At 63.4% G+C, this 11,951-nt stretch carries 12 protein-coding genes; 9 read left to right on the forward strand and 3 right to left on the reverse strand.

Going from position 1 to position 11,951, the window contains the following annotated elements:
• Positions 1-3: 3 nt before the first annotated feature.
• Complete coding sequence (locus DWB85_RS19415; RefSeq protein ID WP_133300612.1) at positions 4-876, forward strand: hypothetical protein; 873 nt, start codon at positions 4-6, stop codon at positions 874-876.
• Positions 877-931: 55 nt separating this feature from the next.
• Here the strand turns inward: DWB85_RS19415 and mobA are convergent, their stop codons facing one another.
• Positions 932-1,519 carry a molybdenum cofactor guanylyltransferase MobA gene (gene mobA, locus DWB85_RS12175; protein ID WP_117954981.1) on the reverse strand — a complete coding sequence of 196 codons (588 nt, stop codon included), beginning with the start codon at positions 1,517-1,519 and terminating at the stop codon, positions 932-934.
• Positions 1,520-1,593: 74 nt separating this feature from the next.
• Between mobA and tsaB the strand changes: the two genes are divergently transcribed.
• The 6 genes from tsaB to DWB85_RS12205 are packed head-to-tail and all read left to right on the forward strand — an operon-like array spanning position 1,594 to position 7,473.
• Positions 1,594-2,304: a tRNA (adenosine(37)-N6)-threonylcarbamoyltransferase complex dimerization subunit type 1 TsaB gene (gene tsaB, locus DWB85_RS12180; protein ID WP_117954983.1), complete on the forward strand. Its 711-nt coding sequence runs from the start codon at positions 1,594-1,596 to the stop codon at positions 2,302-2,304.
• On the forward strand, positions 2,304-3,104 hold the full coding sequence (locus DWB85_RS12185; RefSeq protein ID WP_117955111.1) for an undecaprenyl-diphosphate phosphatase: 801 nt from the start codon (positions 2,304-2,306) through the stop codon (positions 3,102-3,104). Before tsaB ends, DWB85_RS12185 begins: the two co-directional genes overlap by 1 nt.
• A 13-nt stretch (positions 3,105-3,117) precedes the next feature.
• Positions 3,118-4,008 carry an NAD(P)-dependent oxidoreductase gene (locus DWB85_RS12190; RefSeq protein WP_205422726.1) on the forward strand — a complete coding sequence of 297 codons (891 nt, stop codon included), beginning with the start codon at positions 3,118-3,120 and terminating at the stop codon, positions 4,006-4,008.
• A gap of 3 nt (positions 4,009-4,011) precedes the next feature.
• The gene (locus tag DWB85_RS12195; RefSeq protein WP_117954988.1) at positions 4,012-5,322 is read left to right on the forward strand and encodes a M18 family aminopeptidase; all 1,311 of its coding nucleotides are present in this window, start codon (positions 4,012-4,014) and stop codon (positions 5,320-5,322) included.
• Between the two features lie 4 nt (positions 5,323-5,326).
• Complete coding sequence (locus DWB85_RS12200) at positions 5,327-6,430, forward strand: tRNA-queuosine alpha-mannosyltransferase domain-containing protein (protein ID WP_117954990.1); 1,104 nt, start codon at positions 5,327-5,329, stop codon at positions 6,428-6,430.
• A gap of 35 nt (positions 6,431-6,465) precedes the next feature.
• Positions 6,466-7,473: a tryptophan--tRNA ligase gene (locus DWB85_RS12205; protein ID WP_117954992.1), complete on the forward strand. Its 1,008-nt coding sequence runs from the start codon at positions 6,466-6,468 to the stop codon at positions 7,471-7,473.
• Positions 7,474-7,500: 27 nt separating this feature from the next.
• Here DWB85_RS12205 and DWB85_RS12210 read toward each other — a convergent pair whose 3' ends face one another.
• Together DWB85_RS12210 and DWB85_RS12215 are read right to left on the reverse strand one after the other, a co-directional pair.
• Entirely contained in the window at positions 7,501-9,540 is a 2,040-nt protein-coding gene (locus DWB85_RS12210; protein ID WP_117955114.1) for a TonB-dependent receptor, read from the reverse strand.
• Between the two features lie 16 nt (positions 9,541-9,556).
• Positions 9,557-9,985 carry a group II truncated hemoglobin gene (locus DWB85_RS12215; RefSeq protein ID WP_117954994.1) on the reverse strand — a complete coding sequence of 143 codons (429 nt, stop codon included), beginning with the start codon at positions 9,983-9,985 and terminating at the stop codon, positions 9,557-9,559.
• A 103-nt stretch (positions 9,986-10,088) separates the two neighbouring features.
• Here DWB85_RS12215 and DWB85_RS12220 point away from each other — a divergent pair, with 103 nt between their 5' ends.
• On the forward strand, positions 10,089-10,754 hold the full coding sequence (locus tag DWB85_RS12220; RefSeq protein ID WP_133300613.1) for a DUF6498-containing protein: 666 nt from the start codon (positions 10,089-10,091) through the stop codon (positions 10,752-10,754).
• 91 nt (positions 10,755-10,845) lie between these two features.
• The gene (locus tag DWB85_RS12225; protein WP_117954998.1) at positions 10,846-11,949 is read left to right on the forward strand and encodes a phosphoribosylaminoimidazolesuccinocarboxamide synthase; all 1,104 of its coding nucleotides are present in this window, start codon (positions 10,846-10,848) and stop codon (positions 11,947-11,949) included.
• Positions 11,950-11,951: the final 2 nt, after the last annotated feature.

The following is an 11,951-nucleotide window of genomic DNA, read 5'->3' on the forward strand; positions in this document are numbered from 1 at the left end:
GTAATGGCAACGGCAAAAAAGAAAACAACTGCGAAGAAAGCGCCAGCTTCGCGTAAAAAGGCGCCCGCAAAGAAGCGTCCCGCTGCAAAAAAGAAGGCTGCTCGCAAAGCGCCGGCAAAAAAAACAGCAGCGAAAAAAGCTGCGTCCTCACCCGCAGTAGCACGTGCCAACGAGGCGCTGGCCAAGGTGCAAAAAGCGATAGAGGCAGAGAAGCAGGCGCTGGAAAAATCGCGCAACAAAATTGAGGAAGCTCGCAAGCAGGCCTCGGCCAAGGCGACGGCAGCCAACAAGCGCGCGGTGAAGGCAGCACAAAACGCAGCCAGGAAAAACTCCGACAGGCTCAAGTCGATGCGCGATAAACTCGCGGCCGCCCGCAAGCGCGCCAGCGATGCCGCCGAATCTGCACGTGTCGCCGCGGTGAAGGCCGCAGCGCGGGAGAAAGCGCTGGCCAGGAAGGCGGAGTTGGCCGCCAAGGCTGAACTGGACAAGGCCAGGGAACTTGCCCGTCACGCCGAGAAGTGGATGAAGGCGCGAGCCAAGGCAGATGCCAAGAAGCTGGCCGCGCTTGAAAAACGTCTCGAGAAACAAATTCTCGCTGTCGAAAAGAAAGCCCTCGCCAAGGCCAAGGCGGCGGAGAAAAAGCTTGAGGCGGCGATAAGCGGCAAGAAGTCTGGCGCCAAAAAGAAAGCTGCGAGCAAGAAAAAAGCCGCGCCAAAGAAAAAGGCAGCGGCGAAAAAAGCAGCGCCCAAAAAGAAAACGGGGAAGAAAGCTGCGGCCAAGAAAAAAGCCGCGCCCAAGCGCAAAGCGGCGGCGAAGAAAGCCGCGCCCAAAAAGAAAGCAGCGACCCGGAAAAAGACGGCCGCTAAAAAGCGTTAATCACGCGCAGGGCTGAACACAACCCGCACCGGCAACGGCGCGGGTTTTTTTGTCGTCAGGCAAAATCCCCAAGGTCGTTGAAGTTTGCAAAAGCCTCCTGTTGCGCGGGAAAGTCTACTGGCACGGCATCTAGCCGGGTATACCAGTGGCGCACCGCGCGCTGGCCTCTGTCCAGGTAGGCGCCCAGTCCAGCCAGACTGGCTCGCCGCAGCAGGGCGCAGAGGTAGTGGTTTCTGTTTCCCGCCCTGACGAAGGCGGCCTGCGCGCCGGGTTTTTGTTGCAGGGCACAGGCGAGTCTTGCTGCCAGCTCTGGCGGCAGCGCGGGTGTGTCGCAGGGGGCCAGCAGGATAAAGTCCCGCTGCAGCATCGGCGCCGCCGCTTCCAGGCCCGCGAGCGGCCCCTGGTAGCCAGTGCGCAGGTCTGGCGGCGCCAGCGGCGCGATGCGGGCATAGCGCTCGCGATTGCGGTTGCAGCTGATGATGATCTCGCTCACCTGGGGCGCCAGTGTGTCGTGGACGTGGGCAACCAGCGGTAGCCCGTGCCACTGGAGCAGGCCCTTGTCGCGCCCAGCCACGCGGCGGCCGGCGCCCCCCGCCAGGATGAGTGCGCAGATGCGGCTGGGATCGTGAGTGAAATTGTCCAATGCAGGTTCTTACCGGCTGCCGGCTGTGTGATAATTGAGTGTAACACCTGCCCCCGGACCGAAATACAATCCTGATGAAGAGCATGCTGGCCATAGAAACAGCGACCGAGGCCTGTTCATTGGCCCTCTGGCGCGACCCGGATATCGCCCAACGGCACGAGATTACACCACGGCAACACAGCCAGCGACTGTTCGGCATGCTGGGTGAATTACTGCCTGACGGGCAGCTGCGGCAGCAGGGTATCGAGGCTGTTGCCTACGGGGCTGGTCCCGGTTCGTTTACCGGGCTGCGTATCGCCGCCAGTGCCGTCCAGGGGCTCACCTTTGCCGCCGGCATCCCCGCCATTCCCGTCTCCACTCTGGGCTGCCAGGTGCAGACGGCCCTGCGTGAGGGCCTGGTCGGGGAGGGTGACATGGTGTTGAGTACCCTGGATGCCCGGATTAACGAAGTTTACTACCAGTACTACCGGATAGCGCAGGGGCTGGCGGTGGCCGTGGGCGAGCCCCGGGCGGTGCCCCCCGCCCAGATCGCGCTGGCCGGTGTCGATGACAAGGTATTTGCCCTGGGTAGCGGAGTCCAGTTTGTCAACCAGTTTGCCCCGGCGCTGCGCGAGCAACTGGGCGAGGTGAATGCCGCGCTGTTGCCCCAGGCCCAGGATCTGGTGCCGCTGGCGCTCGCCCTCGCCGCCCGGGGAGAGCTCCAGACACCGCGCCAGGTGCAGCCGGTTTACGTCCGGGACGAGATCAACTGGAAGAAGATATCCGAGCAGGGCAAGCGCACGTGATAGACCTGTTCCAGGCCCTGGTGCTCGCTGTACTGCAGGGGCTGACCGAATTTTTGCCGATTTCCAGTTCTGCGCACCTGGTGTTTCCGTCCCTGCTGCTCGCCTGGCCCGACCAGGGACTGGCCTTCGATGTGGCCGTCCACTTGGGGACACTGCTGGCGGTGGTCTGGTACTACCACCGTGATTTGTGGCAGATCGCCATGGCCTGGGGACGTTCTGTTTCCGGTGGAGCCGCCACCGCCGATAGCCGCATGGTCTGGTACCTGTTGTCGGCGACGGTGCCGGCGGCGCTACTGGGCCTGCTGCTGGGGGATGCCATAGAGGCCCACGCCCGTAATCTGCCGGTGATTGCCTCGACCACCCTGGTGTTCGGGCTGTTACTGGGTTTTGCCGATCGGCACGCCCAGCACACGCCGGGAGATCGCCGGTTGAGTTTTGGGGTGGCCCTGTTTGTCGGACTGGCCCAGGCGGTGGCGCTAATCCCCGGTGTGTCGCGGTCGGGCGTGACGATCACCGCTGGCCTGCTGCTCAACATGAGCCGCCAGGATGCGGCGCGCTTTTCCTTCCTGTTGTCCATCCCGGTGATATCCGGCGCGGCCCTGGTCAAGAGTGTCGAACTGCTGCACTCTCCCGCCCCGGTGAACTGGCTGCAACTGGGCATTGCCGCCGGCGCCTCGGCGCTAACCGCCTACCTGTGTATCGCCATCTTCCTGCGCTTGCTGGACCGGGTGGGTATGATGCCCTTTGTTTACTATCGCATAGTGCTGGCCGTGATACTGTTCGCAGTCTGGCTGGCCTGATCCTGGAGGAATTATGAAACTGGCATTTATCGGCCTGGGCGTGATGGGTTACCCCATGGCCGGTCACCTGCAGGGCGCGGGCCACGAAGTCTGCGTTTACAACCGCACGGCTGGCAAGGCCCGGGACTGGGTGGCGAAATACGGTGGCGAATGTGCCGATACGCCCGCGGGCGCGGCGGCAGGTGCTGACATCTGCTTCCTCTGTGTGGGCAATGATGACGATGTCCGCAGCGTGGTGCTGGGCGGGCAGGGGGCTCTGTCCGCCCTCGAGGCGGGCGCCATCATCGTCGACCATACCACCGCATCGGCGGAGCTCGCCCGGGAACTGGAGGCTGCGGCGCAGGACGCCGGCGTCGGCTTCCTCGATGCCCCGGTCTCGGGCGGCCAGGCCGGCGCCGAAAATGGCGCGCTGACAATAATGGTGGGCGGGCAACAGCAGGTTTTTTCCCGCGCCGTGCCGGTCATGGAAGTCTATGCCCGCTGCGTTCGCCTGCTGGGGCCGGCGGGCAGCGGCCAGCTGGCAAAAATGGTGAACCAGATTTGTATTGCCGGGGTGGTGCAGGGCCTGGCTGAAGCCCTGGAGTTCTCCGAACAGGCGGGGCTGGATACCGCCGCCGTGGTGGAAGTGATATCCCGGGGCGCGGCCCAGTCCTGGCAGATGGAAAACCGTTACCAGACCATGCTGGCCGGGGAGTACGAGCACGGTTTCGCCGTCGACTGGATGCGCAAGGACCTCGGCCTGGTGCTGGCCGAGGCCAAGCGCCGGGGGCTGGAGCTCCCGGTGACTGAGCTGGTGGACGCGTACTACGCGCAAGTACAGGCAATGGGAGGCGGGCGCTGGGATACCTCCAGCCTGTTTGCCCGCATGCGTGCTGTCAGCAAGCAATCAACCGAGCAGGAGTAGACAATGTCTGAGCAACAGCAATTCAACGGTGAGCTGTGTGAATTTCTCGGTACGGCGACGACGCCCTTCCACGCCGTTGCCGAAATGGCCCGGCAGCTGGAGGCATCCGGTTACCGCAGGCTGGCCGAGGACAGCGAGTGGCAGCTGCGGGCGGGGGAGCGCTACTACGTGACCCGTAATGGCAGCTCTATCGTCGCCTTCGGCATTGGCAGTGAATCGGGGCCCGCTGCCGGCCTGCGCATGGTGGGCGCGCACACCGACAGCCCCTGCCTGATGGTCAAGCCCTCGCCGGAGAGGAACCTGCACGGCTACTACCAGCTGGGTGTGGAGGTCTACGGCGGCGCCCTGCTGAATCCCTGGTTCGATCGCGATCTGTCGCTGGCCGGCCGGGTCAGCTACCAGTGCGAGGCGGGTGAGTTGCGCACCGCCCTGGTTGATTTCCGGCGGCCTGTCGCGATTATTCCCAGCCTGGCCATTCACCTGGACCGGGAAGCCAACAAGAACCGCAGCGTCAACCCGCAGCAGGACATACCACCTATCCTGTGCCAGCTGGATACAGAGGAGGCGACCGACTTCCGGGAATTGCTGCGTGCGCAACTGCTGGCTGAACATGCCGATAGCGCGGTGGAAAAAGTCCTCGATTACGAGCTGTGCTTCTACGATACGCAGCCGGCGGCGGTTATCGGTCTCAACGGCGACTTTATCGCCTCGGCGCGCCTCGATAACCTGCTGAGCTGTTTTACCGGCATGCGGGCGCTGCAGCAGTGGGACGGTCACAGCAGCGTGCTGCTGGTGTGCAACGACCACGAGGAAGTGGGCAGCCTGTCAACCTCAGGGGCCCAGGGACCCCTGCTGGAATCGGTGCTCAAGCGCATCGCCGGTGAGCGAACCGCCTACGCCGCCCTGACCGAACGCTCGATGATGATCTCCGCCGACAATGCCCACGGCATCCATCCCAACTATGCCGACCGCCACGATGAAAACCACAGCCCCATCCTCAACCGGGGGCCGGTGATAAAAATCAATGCCAACCAGCGCTACGCCTCCAACAGCGAAACCACCGGGCTCTACCGCATGCTGGCAGCGAAAGAGGGCGTGCCGGTGCAGTCTTTTGTGGTGCGCACCGACATGGCCTGTGGCAGCACCATTGGCCCGATCACCGCCGGTGGTATCGGAGTGAAAACCCTGGATATCGGCGTACCCACATTCGGGATGCACTCCATTCGCGAACTCGCAGGCACCAGCGACGCCTGCAATCTCGCCCGGGTGTTGCAGCGCTTTTACAACTATCGCGGTAGCCTCAACGCCAGCTGACGCGGTGCGAGTACTGCTGCTGTCGGCCTACGCTGCCCAGAGTCACCGCTACTGGCAGCGAGGGCTGGAACAGATGTTCCCGCAGTGGCAGTGGACCGCGCTCAGCCTGCCACCGCGCCACTTCAGCTGGCGGGTGCGGGGCAACCCGCTGTACTGGAGCCTGGCGGAGCGGCACAAGCTGGAGCGGGACTACCAGCTGCTGATCGCCACTTCCATGGTCGATCTCGCCACCCTGCGCGGCCTGGTGCCGGCACTGGCGAGCGTGCCCAGCGCGCTTTACTTCCACGAGAACCAGTTCGAGTTTCCCCAGCACCGCCAGCAGCACAGCCTGCTGGAGGTCCAGATGGTCAGTGTGTACAGCGCCCTGGCCGCCGATGCGCTGGTCTTTAACTCGGCCTTCAACCGCGACAGTTTCCTGCGCGGCTGCGAGCGGCTGCTGGCGCGACTGCCGGACTTTGTGCCGCCGCATATCGCGGCCAGCCTGGCGGACAAGGCCTCGGTGCTGCCGGTGCCGCTGCTGCCGGTCGTCGCGGCTGATTCCTGGGGCTGGTCCGCCGGTGATGCCCTGCGCATTCTCTGGAGCGCCCGCTTCGAGCACGACAAGGGCGGGGAGGGGCTGCAGCGCATCCTCCAGGGCCTGGAACAGGCGGGAGTCGATTACCAGCTTGCCATCACCGGCCAGCAGTTTCGCAACTCACCGCCGGTATTTTCCCGGATTGGCGAGCAATTTGCCCATCGCCTGGTGCACTTTGGTTTCGTCGATGATGAATCGCAGTATCGCGCTCTGCAGGCCGGCGCCGACCTGGTATTGTCCACCGCCGACCATGAGTTCCAGGGCCTGGCGGTGATGGAGGCGGTGGCCGCCGGCTGTGTGCCGGTAGTACCAGACCGCCTGGCCTACCGCGAGCTGTACCCGGCGGCATGCCGCTATGCCTCCTGTCCCGACCAGCCTGCAGCAGAAGCGGACTCGGCGGTGGCGCTGATCCGCCAGCTGGCCGCTGAAAAGCCAGCGCCACCCGCGATGACAGGGTATACGCTGGCGGCGCTGCGGCCGCGCTACGAGGCCCTGTTGCGCGCACTGCAGGATAGCCAGTCACGACCAAGCTAGGTATCATTGGCGCCTTTTCGCAGACAGACAACACCATGGCCAAGCAACGCGTTCTTACCGGCATCACCACCACCGGTACTCCCCACCTGGGTAACTACGTGGGCGCCATCCGCCCATCCATTGCCGCCTCCCGGGACGACTCACTGGAGTCCTTTTTCTTCCTCGCCGACTACCATGCCCTGATCAAGTGCCAGGACCCGCAGCTGGTGCGCCAGTCCACCAAGGAAATCGCCGCCACCTGGCTGGCCCTGGGACTGGATACCAACAACGCCCTGTTCTACCGCCAGTCGGATATCCCGGAGATTCCGGAACTCACCTGGGTGCTCAGCTGTAATGCCGCCAAGGGCCTGATGAATCGTGCCCACGCCTACAAGGCTGCGGTGCAGGCCAACGAGGAAGCCGGTGAAGATCCCGACTTCGGCGTGACCATGGGCCTGTTCAGTTACCCGGTGCTGATGGCTGCGGATATCCTGATGTTCAACGCCCATCGCATTCCCGTCGGCCGCGACCAGATCCAGCACGTGGAGATGGCGCGCGATATCGCCGGCCGCTTCAACCACAACTTCGCCGAGGTCTTCACCCTGCCGGAAGCGGCTGTCGATGATAGCGTGGCGGTGCTGCAGGGCCTGGACGGGCGCAAGATGTCCAAGAGCTACAACAACACCATTGCGCTATTCCTGCCGGAAAAGCAGCTGCGCAAGCAGATCAACAAGATCAAGACCAACCTGCTCGAACCCGGTGAGCCCAAGGACCCGGATGACTCCACCGTGTTCCAGGTCTGGGCCGCATTCGCCGACGAGGCGGAAACCGCCCGCATGCGCAAGGATTTCGAGGCGGGCATCGCCTGGGGTGAGGCCAAGAAGCAGCTGTTCGAGCTGGTCAACGGGGAGCTGGCAGCGGCCCGCGAGCGCTACAACGAGCTCATGGACGATCCCGGCCATATCGAAGCTGTGCTGCGGCAGGGTGCCGAGCGGGCGCGGGAGCACAGCACCGCGCTGATTGCGCGGGTTCGGGATGCGGTCGGGATATCCGCCATTCGCTAGGTTGTTGCCAGCCCTCAGCTGTGCCGATTATCCGCCAATGCTGTAAACCAGCTCGACATAGGCCCCGAGGGGCTGGCCGACAAAATACCGGTAGTTGCCAAACCCGAAGTCCGCCCGCTCCGCGTAATCCTCATCCAGCAGGTTGGTCAGCCGCAGGTTGCCGCGCCAGCGCGGGGCCAGCTGTGAGCTGACGCGCAGGTTGACCAGCGAGTGGCCGTCGTACTTGTGCTCGTTGTCCGGTTCCAGGTAGTAGCGACCCATGTAAACCCATTCCAGTTCCGCCACACTGTCCGGCTGGAACTCCCAGCCCAGGCGGGCGCTGCCAAAGCGGCGTGGCGCTGTGTCGATATCGTTGCCCTCGATATCGCCGGAAGAGCCGATCAGGTTGATCGCGCTGTCGTAGCGGTGACGGGCGAAACTGGCAACACCGTTGACGTACCAGCTGTCGGCGAAGCGATAGTCAAGGCTCAGCTCCACACCCTGGTGGCGGGTGCGGGCGCCGCTGACATTCTGCCGGTCCGCGTCCTGGAAAATGACTTCGTCTTTTTCCATGTGGAACGCGGCCACATCGTACTGCAACTCACCGTTGAAGTTGCCGCGCAGGCCGATTTCCAGGTTTTGCAGCTGTTCCGAATCCAGGTCCGCCACCTCTTGCCCGGACTGCAGGCGGTATAGCTCGGTGGTCTGGGGCGCCCGGAAACCGTCGGCATAGCGCAGGTATACCCGATGACTCTCCCGGTAGGCATAGCTGCCGCCGATATTGGCGGACAGGTTGCTGAAGCTGTCATCCCGGTCCGCCGGGCGGTAAAAGCGGCAGGCAGTGGCAGTGGGGTCACAGGCCGGGCCGGTACCGGTGCGGTTGTCGTAATCGTAGCGGTTATACTCCCAGCGCAGGCCCGCGGTGACCTGGATACGGTCGCGGTTCCAGGTCGCCTGGCTGAAGGCGGCTGCCATGGTCGCATCCACCTGGTAGTCGTAGTGCACCCCTGCTGGCTGGTTGGGGCTGAAGTCCCGGGCCTGGGTCTCTTTCAGCCAGCCGTCGGTGTACTCGCCCTCAATCCCGTTAATCCAGTTCCACTCGCCCAGCTCGCTGTACAGGGCTGTTTGCAGGCCCAGGCTACTGTGGCCATTCTCCTCCAGCGGCTGCCAGGGCACAAAGTGCATCAAGAATTCCATGTCGTTGTCGCGCAGGTATGGCGTGATCACCAGCCTGTGGCCGTCCTTCAGGTCGCGGCTGGCGCGGCTGTAGGCGAGCAGCGACCAGGCATCCCGGTAGGCCTCCGGGTTGGGGTTGTCCTGCTTCAGGTCCTGGTCCTGGTAGGCCTTGTAACCCTGGACAAAGCCGGCGGTCTCCTGGTTGAGATTGCTGACGTTGAGGGCGCTGCTGATGTCCCAGTGCTCGCCCCGGTAGTCGTAGCGGGCGCTCAGTTTCTGCTGGTCATAGCCGGAGTCATCCTTGTAACCGCCGTCGGTGGTGCCGTTCAGGCGCAGGCTGAAACCGTGGCGGTCGTCGCTCTGGCCGTAGGCGTATTTGCCCCGGTAGTAGTCATCGGGCCCGGCCTCCAGCGCCAGCGATCGCTCGTTCTCGGGACCGGCGCTGAGGATGTTGATCACCCCGTGCAGGGCGCCGCCGCCGTAGAGCGCGGTGGCGGGGCCGTTGATTACTTCAATGGCGCCGGCCTGTTCGCTATTGGCATCGAACAGCTGGTTGACATTGCAAAATCCCGGTGAACGCAGGCTGATACCGTCGAACGCCATGAAGAAAGCACCGCAGCTGCCGGCGCCGGTGAGCACCGGCGAACGCAGCGAGGTCAGGCTTTCCTGGCCATTTCCGCGGCTGATCCAGGCACCGGCCAGGCGCTGCATCGCCTCGTTGATGTGCACGTGACCGGTCAGGGCCAGGACATCGCTGTTGATGTCCGCCCAGGACAGGGGCAGGGCAGTGGCATCCTCGGGGATGCGGGTCGCCGTCACCAGGATTTCTTCTTCCAGGGCGGACTCGGCGACACTGGCCGTGGCCAGGGCGCAGAGAGTGGCGGTGGCGAGGATGGCAGGGATGGCTTTCATGGGCATTATCCGTAACTCAGTGGGAAGCGATAACGTTGCTGTCGATGCTGGCGGCGCTGGGACCTTCGCGGTTGCGTATCGCATCGGCAATGCGGAACATCGGCACCTTGAGCATCGCCACCAGTTCATCGCTGGCCTCGATGCGGGCCAGGGCCTTGTCCATGCACAGCAGCCACTGGTCCCGTTCTTCCGGGCCGATGTGGTAGGGCTCATGGGGCTCGGTCATGCACACGGTGCCGTACCTGTCCGCGTAGCGCGGCGGCCCGCCCATCCAGCCGCTGAGGTAGTCCGCCAGTTTTTCCTTCATCGGGGACAGGTCGGCGGCGTGCATGGCCCGCAGCTTCGCAAGCTCAGGCAGTTCGTCCATAATGTCGTAGAATGCGCCGGTCAGTCTGCGGATGCCCTCGTCGCCGAGAATCTGGTAGGGCGTTTGTGGCTGGCTCATCATTGTTACCTGTCGCGAAGTGATTGGGAAACGGGGGGTATTTTACACGCTCTGGGCAGCAATGCCTCCTCCGGGAGCGGACGATAAACCGGGAGTAACAGGCTTGGCAACACGGCAATCAGGGTATGCGGGCACACGGCGCCGGGCCAGCCTGCTGGCGATTGTGGTGGTCAATCTCATCCCGCTGGTGGGGGTACTGGGTTTCGGCTGGGACGTGGCTGCGCTGATGATCCTGTACTGGTCGGAAAACCTGGTGCTGGGTTTTTATACCCTGGTGAAAATGCTGATCGTATCGCCGCTGGGCGGCAGCTTCAGCGGCCTGTTTTTTCTCATCCACTACGGCGGTTTTTGCGGGGTCCACGGCATGTTCATCATGCTCACCCTGGTCGATGGCGAATTCAGCCCCTTTCCCGACGATACCTGGCCGCTGTTCCTGGTGTTTCCGCAAATCCTGTTCAACGTCACCCGGGCAGTGCTGGACTACGCGCCAGCGGAGTGGATAGTGGCCTTTGCCGCCCTGTTTGCCAGCCACGGGGTGTCTTTCCTGGCGAATTTCCTGTTCGGGCCGGAGCGCAACACCACCACGGTGGGTGAGCTGATGGGGGGCCCCTATGGCCGTATTGTGGTGCTGCATATCGCCATTATCGCCGGCGGTTTCGCGGTCATGGCGCTGGGCCAGCCGCTGTTTATGCTCATCGTACTGATCGCCCTGAAAATGGCGATGGACCTGGGGCTGCACCTGCGCGAGCATGGCAGAAAGGCTGCCTGAGTGGGTGTCTGTGACCGGTTCCTCTGGTAGACTTTGCGCCGCCCGGCTCACCCTGTTGCCGGGTTTAACCCCCAGCTGGCGGAAAACCTGTATGAGTCTCGCTACTAAAGTCCTGGCTGTTAACGACCACCTTCCGATTCGCACCGGGGCCCCGGTGCACAGCGGCAAAGTGCGCTCGGTGTACTGGTTGAGCGCGGCCGACAGCGCCCGCCTGGTGGCCGAGCGCGGCTATGATGTGCCCGCCGATGCGCCGCTGGCGATCATGGTGATTTCCGACCGTATCTCTGCCTTTGACTGCATCTGGCACGGTGAGGGAGGGCTCAACGGCGTGCCGGGTAAGGGGGCAGCGCTGAACGCGATCTCCAGCCACTGGTTCAACTGTTTCCGCGAACAGGGTCTGGCCGACAGCCATATCCTGGAGGTACCCCACCCGCTTGTGTGGATCGTGCAGCAGGCGAAGCCGGTGAGGATAGAGGCCATAGCGCGCCGGTATATCACCGGCTCCATGTGGCGCGCCTATGCCGGCGGGGAGCGGCAATTCTGCGGCATCGAACTTCCCGACGGGCTGGAAAAAGACCAGCAACTGCCACAGCTGCTCATTACCCCCTCCACCAAGGGTATTGTTGCGGGGATCCCGGGGGTGCCGGCAGCGGATGACGTCAACATCACCCGGAACGATATCGTCAGCAACTACCAGGCCTTCAATTTCAGCAGCGTGGACGATGTGGATCGCTATGAGACACTGCTGGCCGAGGGTTTTGACCTGATCAGCGCCCGGCTGGCGGAGCTCGACCAGATCTTTGTCGACACCAAGTTCGAGTTCGGCTATGTGCGCGACAGTGCCGGCAGGGAAAAGCTGATTTACATGGATGAGGTTGGCACGCCGGATTCCTCCCGTATCTGGGATGGGGCGGCCTGGCGCGAGGGCCGGGTGGTGGAAAATTCCAAGGAAGGTTTCCGCCAGCTGCTGCTGAAGCATTTTCCCGACCCGGATATTCTGCTCAACAAGGACCGCATGCAGGAACGACAGGGGCTGGCCCGTGACAATGCCCTGCCCGCGGACGTGCTGATGGCGGTCTCGGCGACCTACACCGGGATTGCCGAGAAGATTATCGGCAAAGCGATCGAACTCTCCGCCAACCCGGAAGCAGAAATTATCGAAGTGCTGGGCGCGGAATTTGGCCTGATCGACTGAGG

Origin of the sequence: Seongchinamella sediminis (genome assembly GCF_003457605.1) — a bacterium.
Lineage (GTDB): Bacteria > Pseudomonadota > Gammaproteobacteria > Pseudomonadales > Halieaceae > Halioglobus > Halioglobus sediminis.